The organism is Pseudofrankia coriaricola (genome assembly GCF_032027725.1).
Taxonomy (GTDB): Bacteria; Actinomycetota; Actinomycetes; order Frankiales; family Frankiaceae; genus Pseudofrankia.
This window is the reverse complement of the sequence record NZ_JASNFO010000114.1, coordinates 1-26,055: the sequence shown is the minus strand read 5'-3', so window position 1 is coordinate 26,055 and position 26,055 is coordinate 1. Positions and strand designations below refer to the sequence as shown.

Here is a 26,055-nt window from a genome sequence, read left to right as displayed (position 1 = left end):
CTGGGTCACTGAGGCTTGCTGAAGCCGGCCTTGCCGAGGACGTCGATGCCGGTGGTCGAGAGGACGAAGTCGGCGAACGCCTTGCCGGTGGCCTGGTGGTCGCCGCCGGTCAGCGTCGCGATCGGGTAGTCCGTCGAGGCGTTCTGGGCGTCCGGGATCTCGACGCCGAGGACCTTGTCACCGGCCGAGGCGACATCGGTCTTGTACACCAGTGCCGCGTCGACCTCGCCGAGCTGGACCAGCGACAGCACGCTCTTCACGTCCTGGCCGAGGGTCGCCGGCTTGACCGTCACATTGGCCTTCTTCAGCGCCGCGAGGCTGGTGGCGCCGCAGGGCACCTTCTCCTCGCACAGGGCGACCTTGACGCCGGGCTTGGCGAGGTCGGCGAGGCTCGCGATGTGCGCCGGGTTGCCCGGCGGGACGGCGATCTCCATGCTGTTGCGGACGAAGACCGTCGGAGTGGCGGCGGTCAGCTTCGCGTCGGTGACCTGCTTCATGGTGGCGTTGCTCGCGGAGGCGAACACGTCGGCCGGGGCACCGGCGATGATCTGCTGGGCGAGCGCGGAGCTGGCCGCGAAGTTGAGTTTCACATCCGCGCCGGGGTGCGCGGCCTCGAACTGGTCCGCGAGCGCGGTGAACGTCTCGGTCAGTGAGGCGGCGGCGAACACCGTCACCGGCGTCGCCACCGGGTCCTTCGTCGGTGACGCCGACGCGGTCGTCGACGCCGCGGCAGACGTCCCCGAACCGGTCGTGTCGTCGCCGCAGGCGGCGGCGCTCAGCGCCAGTGCTGTGGCGGCCAGGAACACGGTCAGTGCGCCGCGACCCCGCCGTGTCCGCCGTAACGGCTCGTCCGTCGCCGGGCCGGCAGCCCGACGTCTCGCGTCAACCCACGATCTGATCATTTTGCCCCCACCTGTCCGAGAAGAGGCCGGCCGGCCGATCCGGCCGGCGATGCCGAGTGACTGTGCTGTCACCACCGACACGCGCCGGAGCTGCGCGCCTACCGCCTGACCGGCAGCTCGACGACGACGTTGGTCGCCTTCACCGCCCCGACCGCGAGCACTCCGGGCTCCAGCCCCAGCTCGTCGGCCGCCTCCCGGCTCATCAGCGAGACCACCCGGTAGGGGCCGCACTGCAGCTCAACTTGGGCCATCACGCCGTCGCGCAGGACTCGCGTGACGATCCCCGGGAAGCGATTCCGGGCCGACTCGCCCGCGATGGGCGCCCGGCCGAGCGCCGGTTCGTTCGACGAGCTGACCTCGCTCGCGAACCGGGCCAGCTCCGTCGCCTCGATCGCCTGGCGGCCGGCGTCGTCCCTGACTGTCGGCAGCCGACCACTGTCCGCCCACCGGCGCACTGTGTCGTCGCTGACCCCTAACAGCGCGGCGGCCTCGCTGATCCGAAAGTTCGGCACGGTGGTCACCATACCGACGCATTAGCGGGGCTGCCTGCCAGTTCGCGCCGCGGATGCGAACCGGTGTGGCCGGCCGCGGCCGCGGCGCGAACCGATGCCGGCCGACACCCGCCATCGCCGGGGTCGCGGAGTCGACCATCCGGCTCCGCGGGCCCACCCGGGTGTGGTTGCCTGGTACCACCAGGTTTCCCTGATCCGAACCGGCCGAAGGAGGCGCGACAGCGACGTTCGCCCGCCTCTGGCCCGGCTGGTGTGCCTCGTTCGCGTCCCCGGCGGCCCCTGCTCTGTGGGGGTAAGCCGTCGATGACCGTCGACGTCACCAAGGGCGCCAGCATCGCGCTCACCAAAGAGGGCTCGGACCTCACCCGCGTGACCGTCGGCCTCGGCTGGGATCCTGCCCCGCGGGGCTCCGAGGAAGACTTCGACCTGGACGCGAGCGCGCTCGCGCTGCGCGCCGACGGCCGGATCGTGTCCCGGGACTACTTCGTCTTCTTCAACAACCTGTCCAGCACGCACAGCGAGATCACCCACCGCGGCGACAGCCTCACCGGCGAGGGCGACGGCGACAACGAGCAGATCGACGTCCAGCTCGACGCGCTGCCCCCCACGGTCGAGCGGGTCGTCTTCGCGGTCACCATCCACAACGCCGACTACCGTCGCCAGGACTTCGGGCATGTCCAGCGCGCGTTCATCCGGGTTGTCGACGCCGTCCGGGGTGTCCAGCTCGCCCGCTACGACCTCACGACCGACGCGGCCACCGACACCGCGATGCTCTTCGGCGAGCTGTACCGCGACGACCGGGGCTGGCATTTCCGCGCGCTCGGCCAGGGCCGGCACGACGGCCTCGCCGGTATCGCCCGCCAGTTCGGCTTCGACGTCTGACCCGGAGGCAGCGCGCGCTCTACCGCGCGCGGCCTTCGGCGCTCCGGGGCGCGACCTCGACTTGCGACCGTGGAAGCGGCGGAGGTACGACATCCATGCCAGCGCCGCCCTGTCGCGGTCGCGGTCGCTCGAGTCACCTGAACCGCCCGGCGGCCAAGGCGCCGAGTCGGATCTGTCAGCCGATTGTCTTCCTTGTCGTTGTTTGGGAAGCACGGGGCGAGGTAGATAGCAAGCGATCGACTGTCTCCCGCCGGAGGGATTCCCGTGCTAGTCACTATCATCTCCTGGATCATCCTCGGCCTCATCGCCGGCGCGGTTGCCCGCCTGCTGGTGCCGGGCCCGGACCCGATGGGCATCCTGGCGACGATCCTGCTTGGTATCGCCGGCTCGTTCGTCGGCGGTTTCCTCGGTTACGTGTTGTTCGACAAGGACCTCGGAGAGGGCGCGCTGCAGCCCTCGGGCATCATCGGCTCCATCATTGGTGCCATCATTCTGGTGCTGGTTGTCCGGGCGACCCGGCGGGGGCGCGCGCTGCGCTAGGCCACTGGTGAACGCTAGGTCACTGGCAAATCCGACGGTGCCGGCCCGTCCGCCCCGCCGGGCAGATTCTGACGGGAGCATGAGGCGTTGCACGGACTCGGGGTGTGGCCGACGGCCACACCCCGAGCGGCGTTTCGGAATGACAGGCAACGGGTGGCGACGATGCCAGGTGGGGAACGATCCTGTCAGACCGGAATTCCGGCGGCGCGGGCGGAGCGCAGCCAGGCCGGGAACTCACCAAGCATCCGGCGGTAGAGGGCCTCGTCGTCGATCGCGTCCAGGTCGTCCACCGCGAAGAACCCGGCATTGTCGACGAGGCGGCCCGAAAGTGCGTCCAGCTTCTCGAGAATGCCGTACTGCGCCTTTCCGACCCCTATGAACTGCCAGAAGATCGGTAGGCCAGCGGCCCGCCGCAGCAGGTCGGCGATCAGCCGGTCGCGGTAGAGGCCGCCGTCCGTGAGCACCAGCACCAGCGCCGGCGGTGGCGAGGAGAGGGGCGCGAAGTGCTCGACGACGAGCGTCATCACCTTCTGTTCCTCGTTCTGCCCGCCGATGCCGTCCCAGTTCGGGATCGGCCAGCCGGCGGCCCGCGCCGCCTGCTCGCGGGCGAGCGTCGCGTCCGCGCCGCCCTGGCCGGTCGTCGCCTTGCGCATCCGCACATAGAGCGGGATCCAGTCGGCCAGGTAGTCGACGCGCAGCGGCGGGAGCGCGAGCGGCTCCGTCGCGTAGGACCAGACATCCAGCGTCCCGTCGTCGTCCATGGTCGCCGCGACGGCCGCGACCCGTTCGACGACGCGGGCGACCGTGCCCGCCTTGTAGAGGCCGCGCATCGACCCGCTGGCGTCGAGTGCAAGCGCGACCCGTGCCTGCCGGCCGGCGATGCCCTGCTTGGTGAGGACCGTCTGGACGGTCTTCTTGCGCAGGTCGAGCCGCTTGCGCATGTCGATTCTCGCGTCACCGGTCGACGGAAGGTCCGCGGCGTTGGCCACCGCGGGCTCCGCGGCTCCGTTGGGTGCCGCGGGCGTCGCGGGAGCGGAGGCCGCGGCGGGTCCGGGCTGTGCGGCTGGTTTCCGGGTGGCGAACGAGGGCGCCGACGCGACCGGCGGCGCTGGCACCGGAGCCGCGGCCGGCATGGGCGGGGAGATGTCCTCATCGCCGCCGACGTCGACGCCGTAGTCGGTCGCCAGGCCCGCGAGGCCAGAGGCGTAGCCCTGGCCGACGGCGCGGATCTTCCAGGCATCGGCGCGCCGGTAGAGCTCGACGACGACCAGCGCCTTCTCCGGCCCCAGCCGCGGCGGGTCGAAGCTGGCAACCTCCGTACCGCTGCTGAGGTCCTTTACCTTCGCCCAGACTCCCAGGCCGCCGAACGTCAGCTGTGGGGTGACGACGTCGATAGTCGCGGTCACGACGATCGACTGCACGTCCGCCGGCTGGGCGGTCGGGTCGACGGTGACCACCTCGGCGGCTCCGTCCGGCGTGCGTCCGATGTGTCGGACCGACCCGTCCGGGCTGCTGGGCGCGTTGAAGAAGATCATGTCGGTGTCCTCGCGGACCTTACCGTTGGCTCCCAGCCGCAGCGCGCAGACATCCAACGAGGTGTTGGCGCTGCCGGCGTCCGCCGGCCGCCAGCCAACCGTGATCTCGAGCAACCTGTCCGGAAGTGCGGCATTCGCGCCTTTGGTCAACTCCACACGCGCAATATTGCTCCCCGTCCGGGAACGGCCGCGCAGGCCGGTCCAGGACCTCTCACCTCAGAGCGTGACCCAACCTCGGCGGCGTGCGCCGTCATCGCGGCAGACCGTGCGCCGCTGAGAAGGTCGGAGACGCGTGGGCGAGCGCGGGTCGGGGTCCTCGCCTGGGCCGCCGACGTGATCGCGAGGGTGTCACCCGGCCGGGCTACCGCCGCGAGCGCGAACTGTGGCAGATCAGCCCGTCTATGGGCTCGCCCATCCGACACACATTGATGGCAGCGCGGTGAAGTGTGTCAGTTCAGCCCGTCCATAGACCCGCCCATCCGCCACAGTTCGAGGTCGGATGTCAGTCGTCGGCGGCGCTCTCGGCCCAGTCGGCGGCGATCTCGCCGAAGACGGCTGGGTCGCCGTCGCGGTTCCAGTAGGCGGTGGCGACCTGGACGGCGCTGGCGCCGGCGCGCAGGAAGTCGGCGACGTCCCTGCCGGTCGTCACCCCACCGGCGCCGACGATCTCGACGTCCGCGGGTAGCAGCTGGCGCAGCTGCCGGACCTGGCCGAGGGCGACCGGACGCAGCGCCGGACCGGCGAGCCCGGCGAGTTCCACCCCGATCACCGGCCGCCCGGCGCCGTCGAAGGCCAGCGCGTTCGGGAAGGTGTTGGTCGAGCAGACATAGCGCGGACCGCCGCGCCCTGCCCCGCTCGTGGCACCCGTTTCGCCGATAGCGCCGGTTTCGCCTGTCGTGCCGGTGGCCAGCTTGCCGATCACGTCGGCGAGGCTCGCCAGCGCCTCCGGGTCGGAGAACGGCGAGACTTTCACCCCGTAGGGGATCGGGGCCGGCACGGCGCGCAGCACGTCGTCGACGGCGGCGCAGATCGCCGCGGTCTGGCCCGGGTCGAAACAGGCGATGCGCTTCTGGGCGCCGCCGTCCCAGACGTTGGGGCAGGCGAGGTTGAGTTCCAGCAGGTCGACGCCGGTTGGCGCGGCCGCCGCGGCGGCCTGGGCGTAGTCCCCGACGGAGAAGCCGGCGATGCTCAGCACCAGTGGCTTGCCGGCGTCGTGCGCGAGGCGTGCCATCGCGGGCAGGTGCTCGCGGTAGTAGTCCAGGCCCCGGTTGGGCAGGCCGAGCGCGTTGAGCGAGAAGCCATCGCCGGCATGGTAGGTGGCCCCGGAGTTGCCCGTCCGGGCCGAGACCGTGATCGATCCGACCATGACGGCGGCGGTGGCCGAGCGGGCGAGTTCCGACACGTCCTCGAGGGACTTGCCCGTGCCGGCCGCGTTCATGACCGGGTGTTCCAGGTCGATCCCGCACAGCGCCGGCATGCGTCCGCCCCTTCCGGGCCGCCTCGGCGGCCGACCGGCACCGGCGTCCGCCGGTGGCGCCTCCATCTTGCCTGGCGCCACCGGATGCCCGACGAGCCCGAGACCGGAGCAGCCTGGGGAGGGCGTCCGGCGCCCTCCCCAGGCCAGCCGTCGGCTGGGTCAGCCGAAGAGGCTGTCGATGAGGGAGAGGCCGCCGTCGGCGGACTTGCCGATGTCGAAGCAGTGGTCGAGGCCCCGGAAGTAGCCGGTGGAGAAGGCGGCGGTGCGCTGGGTCGGGTTGCCGTGCGCGCCTTCCTGGGTGTTGGCCTCCGAGGCGAACCAGTTGCCGCCGTCGTCGCCGAGGCTGAAGAACAGCAGTGCGCCCTTGCCGACGTCGCCGAGCGGCAGCCGGCCGGCGTCCTGGGTGAACTTCGCCTCCGCGCCGGCGAGGCAGTCGGCCTGGTTCTCCTCGGAGCGGGACACCACGCCGACCCGGTTGGTCAGCGCGCTCGCCCGGTGGCCCAGCTCATGCATGAGCACCAGCATCGGGTAGGCGGTGTCCTGCTTGGAGAGCTCGGCCATGAACTCGGCGCTGTAGGCGACCGTGTCGTCGAGGCTGCAGTAGAACGCGTTACTGGCGAAGTCGTCCGGGTCCCTGCTCTGGGCCCCGCACTCGTCCTGCGGGATCTCACCGTCGTGGTACTCGAGGAAGCGTGGCACAGTCCAGCCGCTGCCCAGCTTCTGCGACCAGAACGTGTTGGCGCCTCCGGGGCAGCCAATCGGCCCTGTAACGACCTTGAGGGCACCGTCGGGGGTGTCCGCGGAGCCGCCGCACTCGGCGCTGGTCCCGCCGCCCGCGGCTGTCGCCGCCGCCGTCGGGTCCGCCGTCGCGGTGCCCCCCGGCTGGCAAGCGGCGAGCATTCCCGCCGACAACACCACCGAAACCGTGATAGCGGCGATTGTCGCCCATCTCGTACGCACGTCGCGACCGTACCGGTTTGGGACCCGTCCGCGGCGGCCCCGTCGGCCCGGCGACACCGACCTCGGCCCCACAGGACGCCTGGCGGGCAGGCGCTCACGGGTCCGGTGACGCCCGACTCATCGTGCCTCGGGAGTGTAGGACTGCCGATAGTGGGTAATTTCCAGCCCGGGGGCGACCGCCCGCATGGCCTTTCCGGTGGGGAGAATCGATGGCCGACACTCGGACGTACAAAAGAACGACCGTCGGGGTACTTATCTATCTAGTCGTCGGCCTGATCATCACGGTGAACCAGGGCTACTGGCATCCGGACCGTTGGGACGGCCATTTCCTGTCCAGCCTGCTCACCGGCATTGTCGCCACCGTGCTCTGGCCGCTCGCGTTGTTCTACACGTTCATTCTCACCAGCAACTGAGCAGCTTCTCTCCCCCGCCGAAATTGACGGTGCGGGTCGTGTCCGGGCTGCCGGGGCAGCCGATCGGCCCGGAGACGAACCGGATCGCGCCCGCGAGGTTTCCGTACCGCCGCGGGCGGGATCGGGGCCCGCGCTGCCGCCGGCCGGCGTCGTGCCCGACGTGCCCACATCCTCGAACTGGCAGCCGGTCAGGCTGCCCCCCGACAAAAGCACCGAGACCGTGATAGCGGCAATTGCTGCCCATCTCGTACGCACGCCGCGACCGTACCGATTTGGGACCCGTCCGCGGCGGCCCCGTCGCCCCGTCAGTCCGGCGACACCGACCCCGGCCCGGCAGGACGCCTGCCGGGCCGGTGCTCGCGTGGTCCGGTTCCGCCCGGCTCATCGTGCCTCGGGGGTGTAGGGCTGGTCGATTGTGGGTAATTTCCGGGAACAAGCCACATTATGAGGCTCCGGGAGTGACGATGGTCGCGGTTCGTAGCTACACGAGGGCGTCGCTCGCGACGCTTGTATACCTAGTCATTGGCTTGATCATAGCGGTGAACCAGGGTTACTGGCATGTGGACCGGTGGGACAACCATTTCGCGTCCAGCCTGCTGACCGCGCTGGTGGCGACGGTGCTCTGGCCGATCTCGCTGTTCTACAACTTCATTCTCACCGAGAGATGAGCCTCCGGGGGCATTCCCACCTGGCCCGTGGCGCGAGCGGGCGAGGTCAGGTGATGGTGACCGGTGTTCCGACCGGAAGCAGGTCGGCGAGTTCGGTGATGTCCTCGTTACGCAGCCGAATGCAGCCCATGCTGACGTCGGTGCCGACGCGTTCCGGCTGGTTGGTGCCGTGCAGCCCGATGATGCCGTCGGCCCCGTTGAAGGTGGTGACGACGTCGGAGAAGCCGGAAAGGCCGAAAGCGTACGGTCCCCACGGCCCGGCCGGGCTCGCGGGCTTCAGCAGCTCGGCCAGGTAGAAACGCCCCGCCGGGGTCGGCGTGCTCCCGGTGCCGATGCCGACGGGGTAGACCCGCGCCGGCTTCCCGTTCTGGAAGACGGTGAGTTCGTGGCGGGTCCGGTCGACGGTGAGCGAGTATGGAGTCGCCATGAGCCGGACGCCGGGCCGCCGGATCCAGCCACTCGTCCCGTTCGGCCGCACCGGCAGCGAGACCCGCAACCAGTCGGCGTCGTAGTGCTCGACGAGCAGGGCCAGCGGCGCGCCCTGCGCGTTCGGGTTGGCCAGGGTGCGGGTGGCCGCCTTCTCGGTGGCGGCGCCGGTCGGCGGCGAGTCCGAAGGCGGAACCGACGCCGGGGCGGTGGAGCCGTCGGCAGTCCCGGTTTCGGGCGCCCGCTCGGCGAAGATCGGGACGTCGCGGTCCTGGGGCCAGGCGACCAGGCTCCATCCCTTCGGCAGATGCGCGGGGTCGAGACCGTCGTCGGCGCCCGTCGTGGCCGACGGCCGTGGCGGGCTCGCCGTCGTGCCCAGCCGCGCCGCCGGCCTGGCCTCGTCGTGGCTCTTCCCGCAGCCGGTCGCGAGCGCGCCGAGCGCCGCGACGACCGCGAGCGCGACGGGCATGCCGGCTCGACGCCTGGTGCGTGATCCGGCGGCGCGCGGTCGTCCCCATCCGGTCGGTTGGGCCGTCGCCGCCTGGTCGTCTCGCCGTCGCAGCACCGCTCCGACCCTCCCGCCCGTCGCCTCACCGCTCGCCTCGCGAAGACTACGGGGCGTCGTCGTCTGCTTGGGCCCGCGTGGCGTTCCGGCGCGACCCGCCGGGACACCCCGATCCCCGCCGTTCGGCGGCCCGGGCCGGGTGTGAGCCGGGCCGGGCCGCCGAACGGGCAGCGGGGCGGGTATCCGCGCCTACGGCTCGGGCGGAGGTGCTTGCGGTCAGCGACCGGTGCGGGGGACGCCGTTCTCGTCGACGAGGCCGGCGCGGCGCAGCGCGTCGGCGATCGCGCCGGTCGGCGGGGGCGCCGAACGCCCACCCCGCTGGCCACCGCGCCCGCCGCCACCACCACCACCACCACCGCCGCGCTGGGCACCGCCGCCGCGCTGGGCACCGGCGCCGCCGCGCGTGTCGCCACGCCCGGCACCCCCGCCATCGCGCTGGCCACCACGGCTGTCGCCGCCGCGGCCCCCGCCACGGGGCTCGCGGTCCCCGGGGCGCCCGCTCTCGCGGGCGTCGCCACCGGGCTGGCCGGCGCCGCCCCGGCCGCGCGGGCCACCGCCGCGCGCGTCCCGCCCGCCGCCCTGGCCGGCGGGCCGCGCCGCGGAGCCGCCGCCCGAGCTCGCCCGGTTGGCGGCCTCGTCGTCGAGCCGCAGGGTCAGCGAGATCCGCTTGCGTGGGATGTCGACGTCGAGGACCTTGACCTTGACGATGTCGCCCGGCTTGACGACCTCACGCGGGTCGCGCACGAACGACTTCGACATCGCCGAGACGTGCACCAGGCCGTCCTGGTGCACGCCGACGTCGACGAAGGCGCCGAACGCGGCCACGTTGGTGACCACGCCCTCCAGCACCATGCCGGCGACCAGGTCCTTGATCTCGTCGACGCCCTCGGCGAACGTCGCGGTCTTGAAGCCCGGGCGCGGGTCGCGGCCGGGCTTCTCCAGCTCGGCGAGGATGTCGGTCACCGTCGGCAGGCCGAAGGTGTCGTCGACGAAGTCCGTCGCCTTCACGGTGCGCAGCGCGCCGGCATTGCCGATCAGCCCGCGGATGTCGGTGCTGGTGGCGGTCAGGATGCGCCGGACCACCGGGTAGGACTCGGGGTGCACGCTGGAGGCGTCCAGCGGGTCGTCGCCGCCCGGGATGCGCAGGAAGCCCGCGCACTGCTCGAACGCCTTCGGCCCGAGCCGGGGCACCTCGCGCAGCGCCGTGCGGGTCCGGAACGGTCCGGTGGCGTCCCGGTGCGCGACGATGTTGTCGGCGAGAGTCGCGCCGATACCGGACACCCTGGTCAGCAACGGCGCGGATGCCGTGTTCACGTCGACACCGACGGCGTTCACGCAGTCCTCGACGACGGCGTCGAGCGAGCGGGACAGCTTGACCTCGCTCAGGTCGTGCTGATACTGGCCGACGCCGATCGACTTCGGGTCGATCTTGACCAGCTCGGCGAGCGGGTCCTGCAGCCGGCGGGCGATCGAGACCGCGCCGCGCAGCGACACGTCCATCTCCGGCAGCTCTCGGGAGGCATAGGCACTCGCCGAGTAGACCGACGCGCCGGCCTCCGAAACGACGATCTTGGTGAGCTTCAGCTCCGGCACGCGCTGGAGGAGCTCCTCCGCGAGCTTGTCGGTCTCCCGCGACGCGGTGCCGTTGCCGATCGAGATCAGATCGACCTTGTGCGCCGCGCACAGCCGGGCGAGGGTCGCCAGCGCCTCGTCCCAGCGCCGCGCCGGGACGTGCGGGTAGATCGTGTCGGTGGCGACGACCTTGCCGGTGGCGTCGACGACGGCGACCTTCACGCCGGTGCGGTAGCCCGGGTCAAGGCCCATTGTCGCGCGGGTGCCGGCCGGCGCGGCGAGCAGCAGGTCGCGCAGGTTGGTGGCGAACACCTTGACGGCCTCGTCCTCGGCGGCCTGGAAAAGCCGCAGCCGCAGGTCGATGCCCAGGTGGACCAGGACGCGGGTGCGCCACGCCCACCGGACCGTGTCCGCGAGCCAGCGGTCGGCGGGCCGGCCCTGGTCGGCGACGTCGAAGCGGGCGGCGATCTTCGTCTCGTACCCGGACGGCCCGGCGGGCGCCGTCACGTCGGCGTCCTCCGGCTCCGGGTCGAGGTCCACGTCGAGGACCTCCTCCTTCTCGCCGCGGAACAGCGCGAGGATCCGGTGCGACGGCAGCGACGTGAACGGCTCGTCGAAGGCGAAGTAGTCGGAGAACTTGGCCCCGACCTCCTCCTTGCCCTCGCGGACCTTGGAGACCAGCCGGCCGCGTGTCCACATCCGCTCGCGCAGCTCGCCGATGAGGTCCGCGTCCTCGGCGAACCGCTCGACCAGGATCGAGCGGGCGCCGTCGAGCGCCGCCGCCGCGTCGGCGACGCCCTTCTCGGCGTCGACGTACCCGGCGGCGGTGCCCGCCGGGTCGAGCGTCGGGTCGCCCAGCAGCGCGTCGGCGAGCGGCTCCAGTCCCGCCTCGCGGGCGATCTGCGCCTTGGTGCGCCGCTTCGGCTTGTAGGGGAGGTAGATGTCCTCCAGCCGCGCCTTGGAGTCGGCCGCGTTGATCTGCGCCTCGAGCGCGTCGTCCAGCTTGCCCTGCGACCGGATCGACTCCAGGATCGCCGCCCGCCGCTCCTCCAGTTCCCGCAGATAGCGCAGCCGCTCCTCGATGGTGCGCAGCTGCGCGTCGTCGAGGGTGCCCGTCACCTCCTTGCGGTAGCGGGCGATGAACGGGACGGTCGAGCCGCCGTCGAGCAGCCCGACGGCCGCCGCGACCTGCGCCTCGCGCACCCCGAGCTCGCCGGCGATGCGGCCCTCGATGGACAGCTGGGATCCGCTGCCCGCGCCAGGTCGCGCCGTCGCCGCCGCGGCCCCCCCAGATCTCTCCTGAACCGGCGAAGCGGGCCCGGGAGGTCCGGAATCCGCGTCAGCAGGTCGTTGGGGGAGCGCGTCGGCGGGTACCTGGGCTTGCGCGGTGGACGTCGTCGTCACAGATGATCTCCTCCGGTCCCGTCCGATTATTCCGGAGCCGGGCCGGCGGAGGCCGCAGTGCCCCTCCCACCGGTCGCGCTTTCCCCAGACATGGGATCGGACCGATCGGTGCGGGGCTCGACTATGCCGCCACTGTCAGGCGCCGCCACTGTCAGGCGCCGCCACTGTCAGGCGCCGCCACTGTCAGGCGCCGCCACTGTCAGGCGTGGTCGCGGACCAGCTCCGGGCCGACGCCGGCGGCCCGCGCGCAGTGCGCGCAGCAGAAGAACCGGCGGTCCACCTCCACGCCATGACCACTGATCTTCACGCCGCAGTGCTCACAGACCGGGCTCATCGCGTGGATCGCGCATTCGAAGCTGTCGAAGACGTGCACGGCGCCCTGCGCATGCACCTCGAAGCTCATCTCGTAGTCGTTCGAGCAGACCTCGCACACGGCCATCGTCGCGCTCCCTTCGCAGCCCACGCCCCACCGCTCGCGGGGGAGCTCGTCGCTACGGAGAGTAGTCGCGGTTGTGGGATCGGGCTACGGGAGCCGGGCCAGGATCCGGTAGGCGTTGGCGCGGGTGCCGCGGGTCAGATAGGGACGGCTCGCGGCCTCGGCGAGGGCGGCGGCGGGCAGCAGCGGAGCGAGCGCGGCGAACGTCGCCACCCGCCTGGCCCTGCTCAGGCCCGGGTGGGCGTCGGCGCGCCAGGGCAGGCTCGGTGACGGGGCGAGCCGCTGGCACAGGCCCCACCACGCCATCGGCGCGTCTCCGGAGATATGGGTCTCGCCGAACGCGACATCCTCGACGCGCAGTCCGCGCTCGGTCAGCGCCGCGGCGAGGTTGTCGGCCGGGAGCAGGTTCAGGTGCTGGGGGATGAGCATCCCCGACGCGAGCGGCCCGTAGACCCGCATCGCCGGGCTGTCCGGGTTGGGGACTTCGATGAGGAGGTGGCCGCCGGGGGTGAGGGCGGTGGTGGCGGCGTCGAGTTCGGTGCGGGGGTCGCGGGTGTGTTCGAGGTAGTGGAACATGCTGATGACGTCGTAGTGGCCGGCGAGTTTTGGGGCGAGGTCGGGGAATTGGCCGCGGTGTGCGGTGTCGATCCAGCCGCGTCGGGCGGCTTCGTCGATGCCGTCGCCCATGTCGAGGCCGTCGAAGACTGTCTCGGGCCAGACGTCGCGGGCGACGAGGCAGAAGTGTCCTAGGCCCGCGCCGACGTCCAGCCAGCGCCGTGGGGCCGTGGGGACGGACCGCGCCCGCGCCGGGTGGGCGCCGGGACCGAAGCCGAGCAGCCACTCCATCGCCGGGCCGCCGAGGCCGTCGTAGAAGTCGCGGTAGTAGAAGTCCAGCCCCTCCGGGGTCAGCCGCGGGTTCTGGAAGACGTGACGGCACTCGGAGCAACGGTCGTAGCGGAACCGGCCCGGCTTGACCTGCATCGCGTCGACGCCGACCAGCATCCGGCGCAGCCGGGAGCTGTCGCACCAGGGGCAGGTCGTGCGCCTCGGCTCGAGGAACCGTTCGAGGCCCTCCGCGAGCTCGGCGAGATAGCTCTCCCGGATTTCGGTGGCCCGCGCGCGATCCCTGGCGGCGTACTGGCTGGGCAGCGAGACCCGCCACCGCGAGAGCCGGCCGGGCTCGCCGGGCTCGCCGAGCTCGCCGTGGTGGCCGGGTTGGCCGTCGTCAACGGGACCGGTGCCGACAGCGACGGCGGTCGCCCCGGCGGAGCCGGTGTCTCCGGTGTCTCCGGGCGTCCGACCCAGGCCGCTGCCCGCGCGGCGCGCGTGTACACCGGTGGATTCGGTCAGGTCGGCGAGGAGTTCGGCGGCGCCGCGGCGGCGGGTGAGGGGGGATGTGAGTGGGTCGGTGAGGTGGAGGGGTCCGCCGGCGGCGACGAGCGCGGGTTGTAGCCAGGTTGCCGCGGTGGCGGCGAGCGTCCAGCCGGGCGAGGCCGTCGCCCCGATCGCGAGAAGCCCGTCGCGCACCAGCGGCGCGGCGAGGCCCGTCGGCTCCCAGGCGTACACCGCCCGCTGTACGGCGAACCGCTCGGCGCCTGACCGCGCCGCCGGCCGCAGGCCGGGGAGCACCGCGAGCCCGGTGGTGACCGGCGCGTGCCGCTTGAGCGTCTCGGTGACCGCGACGAGGTCGATCTCGGTGACGTCCTTCAGGTCCAGGCCGGCGCGCGTGAGGACGTCGCGGTCGACGAGGAGCGCCTGGTAGGCGCCCCGCCCGGGGGCCAGCCGGTTGTTCTGGTAGGTGGTGGTGTCGAGCATGCGGGCGAGGTCGAGTATTCGGTCGGCGGTGAGGTTGTCGGGGATGAGGTCGAGGACGTCGAGGTGGTGGCGGGTGGCGTGGGTGCTGGCGGCGCGTTGTTGGGCGTCGTCGAGGTGGATGCCGTCGGCGAGCAGGAAGACGTGGTTGTGGTGGACGGGGTCGTCGGAGGGCTCGGTGACTGGTAGTGCGGACAGGCGCCGGCGCAGCCTCGCCGTGTTCAGCCCGACGGCAGCGAGCACGGTGACGGGCAGCCAGTAGCGGCGGCTCACGGCGCCCCTTTCTGGTTGGTGTCTTGTCGGTGATGTCGCCCGCGGGCCGGCTGTCGGGCCTGACCCGCGGGTTGGTCCGGGCCCGGCTCGGCCGGCTCGGACCGGTTCGTTCAGGGCAGCCGGGCCAGGATCCGGTAGGCGTTGGCGCGGGTGCCGCGGACGAGATAGGGGCGGCTGGCGGCGTCGGCGGCGACGAAGGCGGGGAACAGCGGAGCGAGCGCCGCGAGGACCGCTGCCCGTTTGGCCCTGCTGGCGCCCGGCAGCGGGTCGTCACGCCACGGAAGGCCGGGCGACGGCGCGAACCGTTGGACCAGCGCCCACCAGGCGTACATCCCGTCGCCGGCCAGGTGCGTCTGGCCGAACTCGATGTTCTCGACCTGGAAGCCGCGCTCGGTGAGAGCGGCGGCGAGGTTGTCCGCGGGCGGCAGGTGCTGGTGCTGCGGGACCATCCAGCTCGGTGAGAGCGGCCCGTAGACCCGCAGTGCGGGGCTCTCCGGGTTGGGGATCTCGATGAGGAGGTGGCCGCCGGGGGTGAGGGCGGTGGTGGCGGCGTCGAGTTCGGTGCGGGGGTCGCGGGTGTGTTCGAGGTAGTGGAACATGCTGATGACGTCGTAGTGGCCGGCGAGTTTTGGGGCGAGGTCGGGGAATTGGCCGCGGTGTGCGGTGTCGATCCAGCCGCGTCGGGCGGCTTCGTCGATGCCGTCGCCCATGTCGAGGCCGTCGAAGACTGTCTCGGGCCAGACGTCGCGGGCGACGAGGCAGAAGTGTCCTAGGCCCGCGCCGACGTCCAGCCAGTTGCGCGGGGCTGACGGCACGGCGCGGGCGCGAGCCAGGTATGGACCCGGACCAGCGCCGGCTACCAGCTCGGCGAGCTCGCCGCCGAGGCCGTCGTAGAAGTCGCGGTAGTAGAAGTCCAGCCCCTCCGGGGTCAGCCGCGGGTTCTGGAAGACGTGACGGCACTCGGAGCAACGGTCGTAGCGGAACCGGCCCGGCTTGGCCTGGGTGGCGTCGAACCCGGTGATGACCTTGCGCAGCTGCGCGGCGCCGCACCAGGGGCAGGTGGAGCGCGCCGGCTCGAGGAAGTGCTCCACCCCAACCGCGAGCTCGGCCCGGTAGGCCGCGCGCAGCTCGTCGGCCTGCGCCCCGGCCTCGGGCGTGAACGCCTTCGGCGGCGCGACCCACCACCGCGCAAGCCGCCCGCGGGCCCCGTCCCCACCAGCGCCGGCGTTGCCGGCGGCGTGACTGGAGATCGCGTCGTCGCGGCCTGGCAGTACCTCCGTGCCGGAGCGTTGTGACGCTACTGCCGGCGACACTTCGGAGCGCCCGGTGAGGTCGGCGAGGAGTTCGGCGGCGCCGCGGCGGCGGGTGAGGGGGGATGTGAGTGGGTCGGTGAGGTGGAGGGGTCCGCCGGCGGCGACGAGCGCGGGTTGTAGCCAGGTTGCCGCGGTGGCGGCGAGCGTCCAGCCGGGCGAGGCCGTCGCCCCGGCGACGAGCGCCAGGTCGCGCACCGTCGGGCCGAGCGTGCCCACCGGGTTCCAGCGGTAGGCCACCCGCTGGACGTCGAGCCTGCGGGCCCCCGTACGAGGCATGGCGCGCAGCCCCGGGAGTACGGCCGTTCCCGTGGTGACCGGCGCGTGCCGCTTGAGCGTCTCGGTGACCGTGACGAGGTCGATCTCGGTGACGTCCCTTGGGTGCAGGCCGGCGCGGCTGAGGATCTCCCGGTTGATCAGCAGGGCCTGGTGGGCGCCCCGGCCCCAGGCGAGCCGGTTGTTCTGGTAGGTGGTGGTGTCGAGCATGCGGGCGAGGTCGAGTATTCGGTCGGCGGTGAGGTTGTCGGGGATGAGGTCGAGGACGTCGAGGTGGTGGCGGGTGGCGTGGGTGCTGGCGGCGCGTTGTTGGGCGTCGTCGAGGTGGATGCCGTCGGCGAGCAGGAAGACGTGGTTGTGGTGGACGGGGTCGTCGGAGGGCTCGGTGACTGGTAGTGCGGACAGGCGCCGGCGCAGCCTCGCCGTGTTCAGCCCGACTCCGGCGAGGACGGCGATCGGCAGCCAGCGCCGCCGGCTCATGGCGCGTCCCCGCCAGGCTCGACCGCGAGCGCGGTGACGATCAGGCCTTGCCCGACGACGAACCGCCCGCGCAGCGTCGTCAGCCGCTGCCCGTCCGGCAACACCGGCCCCGTGACCAGCAGCCGCGCGACGAACCCTCCGGTCCGCCTGCCCGCCCCCTCGGCGCCATGCTGGCCGGGACCGCCGTCCGTGAGGGTGATCTCGGCGTCCTCGAACCCCAGCCACTCCTGGGCGAGCGGGAACCAGGCCTTGTAGACGGACTCCTTGGCGCAGAACAGCAGCCGGTCCCAGCTGACGTCGGGGGCGCGGGGGCTGACCGCCCGGATCCAGTCCCGCTCGGACGGCAGGGAGATCCGTTCCAGCACGCCCTGCGGCGTGGGGCCGTTCGGCTCGGCGTCGATCCCCACGGAGACGAGGTGCCGCGACCAGGCGACGGCGGCGGCCCGGTACCCGTCGCAGTGGGTGATGCTGCCGACGACGCCGGCTGGCCACAGCGGCTCCCGCTTGGGCCCGGGCAGCAGCGGCGCCGGCTCGACTCCCAGCCGCGCGAGCGCGCGGCGCGCGCATATCCGCCCGGTGGTGAACTCGCGCCGCCGTTTCTCAACGGCCCGCGCGAGCACCGCCTCCTCGGCCGGGAACAGCTCGGCGTCGGTCTCGTCGGTGAACATCTCCACCGCGACCGCAACCTCCGGCACCACTCCGCCCAACAGCCCCGCCGCCACCCCCGCTCCCGCGTCAGACATACCGTGAAGCTTGCCATCCGTCCCCGATGCTCCCCGTCCGCCGCCCACGGTCGTGTGGCCCCGTTGTGACGCACAGGCTCCCCGCGGATCGACGCGCCTCGGCGGCGAGCCCACGGAGGCGGCGGGTGCGTCAGGCGCATAGCGACGATGCCCCACGGCCCTTCGTGGCCGGTCGTTCGGGGTGGGGAGCCAGGCGAGCGGCGATGGGAGGACCAGACGGTCTCGTGGGCTCCAGAGCTCGGCCCCGGAGGAACCTGATGGGCAGGGCGCCGGGACTCGGACAGAATTGGCGGCCCGGGGCTGGTTGGTTGCGCGGGGTCCGGAGTCCGGCCGCGGCAAAAAATGGCCCGGGACCAAGTGCCCCGAAGGGGCGCCAAGCAGCCGGATGGTCGCCAATGATCCGGTCGGCAGGCTGCCCGGGATTCAGGCGGAATTGGCCGTCTGGGGCTGATCGGCCACGTGGGGTCCGGGGCTCGGCCTCGGGGCGAGATGACGGGCCTGGGCGCAGATGTCCCGAAGGGCATCAAGCAGCATCGGCCGCCGCGAGCGGGTGACCGGGATCGAACCGGCATGGCCAGCTTGGAAGGCTGGGGCTCTGCCATTGAGCTACACCCGCGTTGTGATCGTGGTGGTCAGCTTACCCTGGAGATGACGTCTTCGGCGTGGCGGGCGGCGCGAGGGCCCCTTGCCGGCATGACCATGAGGTCCCGGTTGAGCGGGTGGCTGACCGGGGCTGGGCAGGATCTTGGACCCGCCTCGTGATCGAGGTGTATCCACACCGTAGGATGGGTGGGCAACGCCTCGGGGCGTAGCGTAGTGGCTAGCGCGCCTGCTTTGGGTGCAGGAGATCGGGAGTTCGAGTCTCCCCGCCCCGACGAGCTGGCTTGTCCTGTTCGCTACCCTTTCGGGTAGCTTCCCGGAGGCCGCGATATCGCCTGGGGGGTCGACCCCCCAGACCCCCCGGTGTCGAGCTTCGCTCGACCCAGGGGGCAGGTCTTGAGGGCAGCCCCCAACGCCGAGCCTCGCTCGACGAATGGGCGGGTTCCTGAGAGACAGGCTGGGGTCCTCGGGCCGCCGTGAGGCGTAATCTCGGCGCGTCCCCCGTCCGACGTCGTACCAGGAGACATCCGCGCCGTGAAGGCCACCAAGGAGTCACTCAGCCCGACCAGGGTCAAACTCACCGTCGAGGTGCCCTTCGACGACCTGAAGCCCTCCCTGGATGCCACGTACAAGAAGTTGTCCCGGCAGATCCGGGTGTCCGGGTTCCGGCCGGGCAAGGTGCCGCCGCGGATCCTGGACCAGCGGCTCGGGCGTGAGGTGATCCTCGACGAGGCGCTGCAGGAGGCCCTGCCGAGCTTCTACTCGCAGGCGGTCGAGGCCGAGGACGTTGACGTGCTGTCACGGCCGGAGGTGGACGTCACCGAGTTCACCGAAGGCAGCCCGATCGTCTTCACCGCCGAGGTGGACGTCCGGCCGGACGTCACGCTGCCGGAGACCGATAGCCTCAAGGTCACGGTCGACACGGTCGAGGTCACCGACGAGCAGGTCGACACGCAGCTGACCTCGATGCGGGAGCGGTTCGCGGTGCTCACGCCGGTCGAGCGGCCAGTGGCCTCCGGTGACTACGTGTCGCTGGACCTCTCGGCGACGGTCGACGACGAGCCCGTCGAGGACGCCACGGCGACGGGCATGTCCTACGAGGTCGGCAGCGGTAACCTCATCGACGGCATCGACGACGCGATCATCGGCGCGGGCGAGGGCGACAGCCGCACGTTCGACACCGAGCTGCTCGCCGGTGACAAGCAGGGCCAGACCGCCCAGGTCACCGCGATTGTGCGCGGCGTCAAGGAGAAGGAGCTCCCGGCGCTCGACGACGAATTCGCGACCACCGCGAGTGAGTTCGACACGCTGGACGAGCTGAAGGCCGACCTGCGCGAGCGCCTCGAAAGCACCCGCAAGTTCGAGCAGGTCAACCAGGCGCGCGAGCGGCTGCTCGAGCAGCTGGTCGAGACCGTCGACGTGCCGGTGCCCGACTCGGTGCTGGCCACCGAGATCGAGGCGCGGGAGCACCGGCTCGGTCATGACCTGGAGCGCTTCGGCGTCGACCGGGAGACCTACCTCAAGACGCTGGACCAGGAGCCCGAGGAGTTCGACAACCAGGTCCGCGACTCGGCGACAAAGGCGATCAAGTCCCAGTTCATCCTGGACACGGTGGTGCGCACCGAGTCGATCGGGATCGACCAGGGCGAGCTGATGGAGCAGATCGTGCTGCTCTCGCAGCGGATGGGCATCGCGCCCGAGCAGTACGCGCAGCAGCTGGCGTCCGGCAACGGCGCGGGCCTGACCGCGCTGATGTCGGACATCATGCGCAACAAGGCGCTGTTGCACCTGCTGCGCACCGCGACCGTCGTCGACGGCGAGGACAGCCCCGTCACGCTGGAGCTCCCGGAGCAGCCAGAGCCGCTGGACATCGACGCCCACGACCACGAAGGTCACGACCACGACCATGACCACGAAGGCCATGACCACGAGGGTCACGACCACTAGGTCCCGCTAGACCGCTCGCGGTCCACCATTTCCAAGCCGGCCCCCGCGGTAGTCATCGCGGGGGCCGAGCCGTATCCGGCCGTGATGGCCAGATGCATGCCCAGGTGTCACGTCTGTGGAGGGCCCTGGACTCGTCCTGGTGAGCCACAAGCGTCCCCAACCACCACTGGTGACGGCGCATCGGCGCAAGTGCCAAACCGGCCACCTCACCAACCCGGGACCCGGCGCAGCCTCGTCATATGCCTGAATCCGGATCCAGCTGCGGGAGGGCGCCCAGCGCCCGACCAGGCGGCGCCCGGTGGCGAGGCGCTCCGCGCCTCGGCCACGGGACCGCCCCTCTGCCTAGCGCGAACATCGAGCCGGATGGGCCGGAACTGGCGCGGGTCACAGATAGTGTCGAGCCGGTCAAGCTGTCGCCCGTGGGTATTGCAGATCTGGGCAGGGAAGCCGAGGAGCCGACCGTGAGTGAGTTCGCAGTGCCGAGTCTGGCCGTGCCGGGTAGCCCGAGTCTCCGGTCGCCGGGCCAGGGTAGCCCGGGGTTCGACGATCAGGTCTACAACCGTCTCCTGCGGGAACGGATCATCTTCCTCGGCTCGGTCGTCGAGGACAACATCGCGAACCAGATCTGCGCGCAGCTGCTGCTGCTCAACGCCGAGGACCCGACCAAGGACATCTCGCTGTACATCAACTCGCCGGGTGGCTCAGTTAGCGCGGGTATGGCGATCTACGACACGATGCAGTTCGTCGAGAACGACGTGGCGACGGTCGCGCTGGGCCTGGCGGCGTCGATGGGCCAGTTCCTGCTGTGCGCCGGCGCGCCGGGCAAGCGCTACTCGCTGCCGCACGCGCGGATCATGATGCACCAGCCGTCCGGCGGCATCGGCGGTACCGCGTCCGACATCGCGATCCAGGCCGAGCAGATGCTCTACACCAAGCGGACGATGCAGGAGCGCATCGCCTTCCACACCGGTCAGCCGATCGACCAGATCGAGCGAGACTCCGACCGTGACCGGTGGTTCACGGCCGAGGAGGCGAAGGACTACGGCTTCGTCGACAACGTCGTCCAGCAGGCCCGCCAGGTGCCCAGCGACGCGAACAGCTAGTCGCGGCATTTCTGACGGCCTGGCGCCAGAGCTTCTTCGGAGGGCACGATCATGTCCCGTTACCAGCAGACCGGCCGCTACGTGCTGCCGAACATCATCGAGAAGACCTCCCGCGGCGAGTACGGCATGGACCCGTACTCGAAGCTGCTCAAGGAGCGGATCGTCTTCCTCGGTGTCCAGATCGACGACGTGTCGGCCAACGACGTCATGGCGCAGCTGCTCTTCCTCGAGTCCGAGGACCCGGACCGCGACATCTCGATCTACATCAACTCGCCCGGCGGCTCGTTCACCTCGCTGACGGCGATCTACGACACGATGCAGTTCGTCCGCCCGGACATCCAGACCATCTGCATGGGCCAGGCGGCCTCGGCCGCGGCCGTGCTGCTGGCCGCCGGCACTCCGGGGAAACGGTTCGCACTGCAGAACAGCCGCATCCTCATCCACCAGCCGTCCGGCTCGGGTGAGGGCCAGTCGAGCGACATCGAGATCCAGGCGAAGGAGATCCTTCGGATGCGCGCGCTGCTGGAGAGGATGCTCGCCGACCACACCGGCAAGCCGGAGGAGGAGATCCGCCGCGACATCGAGCGCGACAAGATTCTCTCCTCCGAGGAGGCCAAGGAGTACGGCCTGATCGACGAGGTGATCAAGACCCGTAAGTCGTCTCGTCTGGCGGCTGCCCGCTGACGGTGCCAGACAGCCGTACGCTGAGGGGAATGAGCCGCGCGATAGGGCTCTCACCGGACGGTGTGGCGGGGTACCGTCCCCCTCGGGACAATCTCCCGCGGCGGGCCGGCGGGGGCCGGCAGGCAGGTTGGCCGCCGCGGGAGCGGGAGACGGTGTGGCAGTACCGGCTGGGGGCGGGCACGGCGGGCGGCGTGTGTCCGTGCCTGAGCCGGCTGGCGGGCTGGTCGACTGGCCAGTCACGGGGGCGCTGGACGCAACGGCCCGAAGCGGCTGGCGGGTTGACCTCCGCCGGCTGACGAGGGCGCATGGGAAGATCCGCCCGGGGCGGCTGGCGGGCTGGCCGGTGGCGGACCTTCCGGATCGGCTTCCTCGGTCCGGGAGAGACCCCGAGCCGCGGATAGCGCAGGAGACAGCGGTGGCTCACTCGACACGCGACGACCGGGCGGTGGCAGCCGCCCCCGAGCTGCAGGCGAACCCATCGTCTGGACGAAGGGACTGAGTCCTCGGTGGCACGCATCGGTGATGGCGGCGACCTGCTGAAGTGTTCGTTCTGCGGGAAGTCGCAGAAGCAGGTGAAGAAGCTCATCGCCGGTCCCGGCGTCTACATCTGCGACGAGTGCATCGATCTCTGCAACGAGATCATCGAGGAGGAGCTGTCCGAGTCCTCCGAGCTCAAGTGGGATGAGCTGCCCAAGCCGCGGGAGATCTACGAGTTCCTCGACGGCTATGTCGTGGGCCAGGAGACCGCGAAGAAGACGCTGTCGGTGGCGGTCTACAACCACTACAAGCGGATTCAGGCCGGGGGCGCGGCCCAGGGCGAGGGGGGCAAGGGCGACGTCGAGCTGGCCAAGAGCAACATCCTGCTGCTCGGGCCGACCGGCTGCGGCAAGACGCTGCTCGCGCAGACGCTCGCCAGGATGCTCAACGTGCCGTTCGCGATCGCTGACGCCACCGCCCTCACCGAGGCCGGCTACGTCGGCGAGGACGTCGAGAACATCCTGCTCAAACTGATCCAGGCGGCCGACTACGACGTCAAAAAGGCCGAGACCGGGATCATCTATATCGACGAGGTCGACAAGATCGCTCGTAAGTCGGAGAACCCGAGCATCACCAGGGATGTCTCCGGCGAGGGCGTGCAGCAGGCGCTGCTGAAGATCCTCGAGGGCACCACGGCGAGCGTGCCACCGCAGGGCGGACGCAAGCACCCGCACCAGGAGTTCATCCAGATCGACACGACGAACGTGCTGTTCATCGTCGGCGGCGCGTTCGCGGGGCTTGACCGGATCATCGAGTCTCGGATCGGCAAGAAGTCGCTCGGCTTCCGCGCCGTGCTGCATGGCAAGGACGACCCGGACGCCGCCGACGTCTTCGGCGACGTCATGCCGGAGGACCTGCTCAAGTACGGGATGATCCCCGAGTTCATCGGCCGGCTGCCGGTTCTCACCAGTGTGCAGAACCTGGACCGGGAAGCGCTGATCCGCATCCTGACCGAGCCGAAGAACGCCCTCGTCCGCCAGTACAAGCGGCTCTTCGAGCTGGACAACGTCGACCTCGACTTCACCTCCGACGCGCTGGAGGCGATCGCCGACCAGGCGATCCTGCGCGGCACGGGAGCGCGCGGCCTGCGCGCGATCATGGAGGAGGTGCTGATGTCGGTGATGTACGACATCCCGAGCCGCAAGGACGTCGCCCGCGTCGTCGTCACCCGCGAGGTCGTGCTCGAGCACGTCAACCCAACCCTGGTGCCGCGCGACATCGCCGCCAAGCGCAACACCCGCCAGGAGAAGTCGGCCTAGCGCGGGGTGCGGTAGCCGGCCAGTTGGCGGCCCTGGGCGACCAGGCGGTCGGACGAGTCCCAGACCTCGGCGACCTCGGCGTTCCAGACGCCTGCGTCGTCGACCTCGGCGACGATCGCCTTCTCGAACTCACCCACGCCCGCTCACGCTAGCCGCGTACCTACAGGAAACGGGCGCGCCGTGGTGTCGGTCACCCCCGCGCTGCACATGGTGATCGGCGGGCGGTGTGTCCGTACCCGATAACCTTCATGTGTGGTGGACAACGGGCGAGACGGTCGGCCGGCGAGCACGCGGGGCGGCGCGGCGGGCGCGGCGGGCGATGACCTGTCGCGGGTGGAGAAGGCGCTCGCCGGGCGGTTCCCGCATCTGATGATCCCCGACCTGGAGCGGATGCGCGACCTGGTCGACCTGCTCGGCCATCCCGAGCGCTCGTTCCCGGTGGTTCACCTGACCGGCACGAACGGCAAGACATCGACGGCTCGGATGATCGACGCGGTGATGCGGGCGTTCGGGCTGCGCCCCGGCAGGTACACCTCGCCGCACCTGGAGAGCGTCACCGAGCGGATCAGCATCGACGGTCAGCCGGCCAGCCCGGAGGTGTTCGCGCGGGCCTTCGACGACGTGCTGCCCTACGTCGAGATCGTCGATGGCCGCCACCCCGAGCGGGTCACCTTCTTCGAGCTGTTGACCGCCATGGCCTTCTCCGCGTTCGCCGACGCCCCGGTGGACGTGGGCATCATCGAGGTCGGGATGGGCGGCACGTGGGACGCGACCAACGTGGTCGACAGCGTCGTGCAGGTGGTGACGCCGATCGCGCTCGACCACCGCGAGCTTGGCGCGACCGTCGAGGAGGTCGCCGGCGAGAAGGCGGGCATCCTGCGCCCCGGCGGTCTCGCCGTGCTCGGCACGCAGCCGCTGGGCGCGGCCCGGGTGCTCGCCGAGCGCGCCGCCGAGCTGGGTACGACGCTCGCCCTCGAGGGGCTGGAGTTCGGTGTGGCCCGGCGGCAGGTCGCCGTAGGTGGCCAGATGCTGACGCTGCGCGGCCTTGGTGGCGTCTACGACGAGATCTTCCTGCCGCTGCATGGCGAGCACCAGGCGCACAACGCCGCGTGCGCGCTCGCCGCCGTCGAGGCGTTCCTCGGTGGTGGGTCCGGGCCGCTGGACGTCGAGGCGGTCCGGGCCGGGTTCGCGAGCGCGTCCTCGCCGGGACGGCTCGAGGTCGTCCGCCGCTCGCCGACCGTCGTGCTCGACGGGGCCCACAACGTGGCCGGCGCGCAGTCGCTGGCCGAGGCGCTGACAGACGCGTTCGCGTTCGACCTGGTCGTCGGCGTGGTCGGCCTGCTCTCCGACAAGGACGCGCACGGCATGCTGTCCGTGCTGGAGCCGGTGCTCACCTCGATCGTGATCACGCAGAGCGCGTCGCCGCGGGCGCTGCCGGCCGACGAACTGGCCGGGGTCGCCGTCGAGATCTTCGGGGCGGACCGGGTCGAGGTCGCGCCGCGGCTCGACGACGCGATCGAGGCGGCCGTGCGGCTGGTGGAGGAGGATGCCGAGCTCGGCGGTGGCGGCGTCGTCGTGACCGGCTCGTTGACCACCGTGGGCGAGGCACGCCGTCTCCTGACCCGGTGAATCCTGTGGTTGGCCGCCGCCTCATCGCCCGCGGTCCGATGATCGTTACTTTTCAACCACCGTGGTCGTACCGGATCCGTCAGGCGGACCCGGTTCGGGGTCGGCCTGCCGGCCGGATAGAGGTCATGTCGCCTGACCCGATGAGTCCTGTGTTGGCCGCCGCCTCATCGCCCGCGGTCCGATGATCGTTACTTTTCAACCGCCGTGGTCGTACCGGATCCGTCAGGCGGACCCGGTTCGGGGTCGGCCTGCCGGCCGGATAGAGGTCATGTCGCCTGACCCGATGAGTCCTGTGTTGGCCGCCGCCTCATCGCCCGCGGTCCGATGATCGTTACTTTTCAACCGCCGTGGTCGTACCGGATCCGTCAGGCGGACCCGGTTCGGGGTCGGCCTGCCGGCCGGATAGAGGTCATGTCGCCGGCGCCCCCCAAATGGACGGCCGTAACGCCCTGTAGGTTGGGCCGGGAGTGCCGGGGTTCCGGCTCCGGTGCGGATCACAACGCGACCGGCACGGTGCGTTATGTCCGCTCTGTCAACGATGACGCGAAATGAGGAGTCCAGTGCCCGCCGAGCGCACCCTCGTCCTGGTCAAGCCCGACGGCGTCAGCCGCGGCCTCGTCGGGGAGATCATCAGCCGTCTCGAGAGCAAGGGCCTCAGCCTGGTCGCCCTCGAGCTGCGCACGCTGGAGAAGTCCGTCGCGGAGACGCACTACGGCGAGCACGCGAGCAAGCCGTTCTTCGGTGAGCTGGTCGAGTTCATCACCTCGGGCCCGCTGGTCGCGCTGGTCGTCGAGGGCCCGCGCGCGATCGAGGGCGTGCGTGGCCTGATGGGCGTCACCGACCCGGTGAAGGCTGTTCCCGGCTCGATCCGTGGCGACTACGCGCTGGAGATCGGCCAGAACCTCGTCCACGGCTCGGACTCGCCCGAGTCGGCCAAGCGGGAGATCGACCTGTTCTTCCCGGGCCTGAGCTGACGGCCCCGCCGGGAGGGCGTCTCCCGGCGAAATGGTGCCAGGACGGAACCTCACGGCTCCTGGACGTCGGGGTCCCCGTGGGTTACATAACCCCCCCCGGGTACAAAAACCCCGGGCGTTACCAGAGTTAGGGGAG

Annotated in this window: 22 protein-coding genes and 2 tRNA genes; 11 read left to right on the top strand and 13 right to left on the bottom strand. The window is 71.2% G+C overall.

Annotated features, from left to right (window positions below):
• Positions 1-5: 5 nt before the first annotated feature.
• Positions 6-902, bottom strand: a complete 897-nt coding sequence (modA, locus tag QOZ89_RS41510; protein ID WP_083418627.1) for a molybdate ABC transporter substrate-binding protein — start codon at positions 900-902, stop codon at positions 6-8.
• A gap of 98 nt (positions 903-1,000) precedes the next feature.
• Positions 1,001-1,414 carry a TOBE domain-containing protein gene (locus QOZ89_RS41505; protein ID WP_116271518.1) on the bottom strand — a complete coding sequence of 138 codons (414 nt, stop codon included), beginning with the start codon at positions 1,412-1,414 and terminating at the stop codon, positions 1,001-1,003.
• 303 nt (positions 1,415-1,717) lie between these two features.
• On the opposite strand from QOZ89_RS41505, the gene QOZ89_RS41500 reads away from it, so the two are divergent.
• Both QOZ89_RS41500 and QOZ89_RS41495 read left to right on the top strand, forming a co-directional pair.
• Positions 1,718-2,296: a TerD family protein gene (locus QOZ89_RS41500; protein ID WP_071048866.1), complete on the top strand. Its 579-nt coding sequence runs from the start codon at positions 1,718-1,720 to the stop codon at positions 2,294-2,296.
• 264 nt (positions 2,297-2,560) lie between these two features.
• Positions 2,561-2,836, top strand: coding sequence for a GlsB/YeaQ/YmgE family stress response membrane protein (locus tag QOZ89_RS41495; RefSeq protein WP_071048865.1), 276 nt, complete (start codon positions 2,561-2,563; stop codon positions 2,834-2,836).
• Positions 2,837-3,021: 185 nt separating this feature from the next.
• On the opposite strand, the gene QOZ89_RS41490 is transcribed toward QOZ89_RS41495, so the two are convergent.
• The 3 genes from QOZ89_RS41490 to QOZ89_RS41480 all read right to left on the bottom strand — a co-directional run bounded on the left by QOZ89_RS41490 (position 3,022) and on the right by QOZ89_RS41480 (position 6,763).
• Positions 3,022-4,527: a VWA domain-containing protein gene (locus QOZ89_RS41490; RefSeq protein WP_312629654.1), complete on the bottom strand. Its 1,506-nt coding sequence runs from the start codon at positions 4,525-4,527 to the stop codon at positions 3,022-3,024.
• Between the two features lie 346 nt (positions 4,528-4,873).
• Positions 4,874-5,848 (bottom strand): beta/alpha barrel domain-containing protein, encoded by a 975-nt coding sequence (locus tag QOZ89_RS41485; RefSeq protein WP_071048864.1) that lies wholly within the window; start codon positions 5,846-5,848, stop codon positions 4,874-4,876.
• Positions 5,849-6,007: 159 nt separating this feature from the next.
• Positions 6,008-6,763: a neutral zinc metallopeptidase gene (locus tag QOZ89_RS41480; RefSeq protein ID WP_312629652.1), complete on the bottom strand. Its 756-nt coding sequence runs from the start codon at positions 6,761-6,763 to the stop codon at positions 6,008-6,010.
• A 254-nt stretch (positions 6,764-7,017) separates the two neighbouring features.
• Between QOZ89_RS41480 and QOZ89_RS41475 the strand changes: the two genes are divergently transcribed.
• Entirely contained in the window at positions 7,018-7,221 is a 204-nt protein-coding gene (locus QOZ89_RS41475; protein WP_071048862.1) for a hypothetical protein, read from the top strand.
• A gap of 539 nt (positions 7,222-7,760) precedes the next feature.
• Complete coding sequence (locus QOZ89_RS41470; protein ID WP_274536529.1) at positions 7,761-7,889, top strand: hypothetical protein; 129 nt, start codon at positions 7,761-7,763, stop codon at positions 7,887-7,889.
• A gap of 46 nt (positions 7,890-7,935) precedes the next feature.
• Here QOZ89_RS41470 and QOZ89_RS41465 read toward each other — a convergent pair whose 3' ends face one another.
• The 7 genes from QOZ89_RS41465 to QOZ89_RS41435 all read right to left on the bottom strand — a co-directional run bounded on the left by QOZ89_RS41465 (position 7,936) and on the right by QOZ89_RS41435 (position 17,802).
• Positions 7,936-8,784: a L,D-transpeptidase family protein gene (locus QOZ89_RS41465; RefSeq protein WP_071048861.1), complete on the bottom strand. Its 849-nt coding sequence runs from the start codon at positions 8,782-8,784 to the stop codon at positions 7,936-7,938.
• Positions 8,785-9,096: 312 nt separating this feature from the next.
• Positions 9,097-11,691, bottom strand: coding sequence for a Tex family protein (locus QOZ89_RS41460; protein WP_397428946.1), 2,595 nt, complete (start codon positions 11,689-11,691; stop codon positions 9,097-9,099).
• A gap of 364 nt (positions 11,692-12,055) precedes the next feature.
• Positions 12,056-12,295 carry a hypothetical protein gene (locus QOZ89_RS41455; RefSeq protein WP_071048873.1) on the bottom strand — a complete coding sequence of 80 codons (240 nt, stop codon included), beginning with the start codon at positions 12,293-12,295 and terminating at the stop codon, positions 12,056-12,058.
• 84 nt (positions 12,296-12,379) lie between these two features.
• A complete protein-coding gene (locus QOZ89_RS41450; protein WP_312629649.1) occupies positions 12,380-14,377 on the bottom strand; it encodes a class I SAM-dependent methyltransferase in 1,998 nt (665 codons plus the stop codon).
• 110 nt (positions 14,378-14,487) lie between these two features.
• Positions 14,488-16,443, bottom strand: a complete 1,956-nt coding sequence (locus QOZ89_RS41445) for a class I SAM-dependent methyltransferase (protein WP_312629647.1) — start codon at positions 16,441-16,443, stop codon at positions 14,488-14,490.
• Entirely contained in the window at positions 16,440-17,186 is a 747-nt protein-coding gene (locus tag QOZ89_RS41440) for a 4'-phosphopantetheinyl transferase family protein (RefSeq protein WP_083418552.1), read from the bottom strand. Before QOZ89_RS41440 ends, QOZ89_RS41445 begins: the two co-directional genes overlap by 4 nt.
• Positions 17,187-17,731: 545 nt before the next feature.
• Positions 17,732-17,802: transfer RNA gene (locus QOZ89_RS41435), tRNA-Gly, on the bottom strand.
• A 186-nt stretch (positions 17,803-17,988) separates the two neighbouring features.
• On the opposite strand from QOZ89_RS41435, the gene QOZ89_RS41430 reads away from it, so the two are divergent.
• The 5 genes from QOZ89_RS41430 to clpX all read left to right on the top strand — a co-directional run bounded on the left by QOZ89_RS41430 (position 17,989) and on the right by clpX (position 23,316).
• A tRNA-Pro gene (locus QOZ89_RS41430) sits at positions 17,989-18,061 on the top strand.
• Positions 18,062-18,320: 259 nt separating this feature from the next.
• A complete protein-coding gene (tig, locus tag QOZ89_RS41425; RefSeq protein ID WP_312629643.1) occupies positions 18,321-19,733 on the top strand; it encodes a trigger factor in 1,413 nt (470 codons plus the stop codon).
• Between the two features lie 461 nt (positions 19,734-20,194).
• Positions 20,195-20,836 carry an ATP-dependent Clp protease proteolytic subunit gene (locus tag QOZ89_RS41420; RefSeq protein ID WP_071048604.1) on the top strand — a complete coding sequence of 214 codons (642 nt, stop codon included), beginning with the start codon at positions 20,195-20,197 and terminating at the stop codon, positions 20,834-20,836.
• 51 nt (positions 20,837-20,887) lie between these two features.
• Positions 20,888-21,520 (top strand): ATP-dependent Clp protease proteolytic subunit, encoded by a 633-nt coding sequence (locus QOZ89_RS41415; protein WP_071048605.1) that lies wholly within the window; start codon positions 20,888-20,890, stop codon positions 21,518-21,520.
• A 506-nt stretch (positions 21,521-22,026) separates the two neighbouring features.
• A complete protein-coding gene (gene clpX / locus QOZ89_RS41410) occupies positions 22,027-23,316 on the top strand; it encodes an ATP-dependent Clp protease ATP-binding subunit ClpX (RefSeq protein WP_071048606.1) in 1,290 nt (429 codons plus the stop codon).
• Here clpX and QOZ89_RS41405 read toward each other — a convergent pair.
• Complete coding sequence (locus tag QOZ89_RS41405; RefSeq protein ID WP_198543222.1) at positions 23,313-23,453, bottom strand: hypothetical protein; 141 nt, start codon at positions 23,451-23,453, stop codon at positions 23,313-23,315. The two genes, clpX and QOZ89_RS41405, sit on opposite strands and share 4 nt — an antisense overlap.
• Positions 23,454-23,568: 115 nt before the next feature.
• Between QOZ89_RS41405 and QOZ89_RS41400 the strand changes: the two genes are divergently transcribed.
• Both QOZ89_RS41400 and ndk read left to right on the top strand, forming a co-directional pair.
• Positions 23,569-24,945, top strand: coding sequence for a bifunctional folylpolyglutamate synthase/dihydrofolate synthase (locus tag QOZ89_RS41400; RefSeq protein ID WP_083418553.1), 1,377 nt, complete (start codon positions 23,569-23,571; stop codon positions 24,943-24,945).
• A gap of 560 nt (positions 24,946-25,505) precedes the next feature.
• Entirely contained in the window at positions 25,506-25,919 is a 414-nt protein-coding gene (gene ndk / locus QOZ89_RS41395; RefSeq protein ID WP_083418554.1) for a nucleoside-diphosphate kinase, read from the top strand.
• The last annotated feature ends 136 nt before the right edge of the window (positions 25,920-26,055 follow it).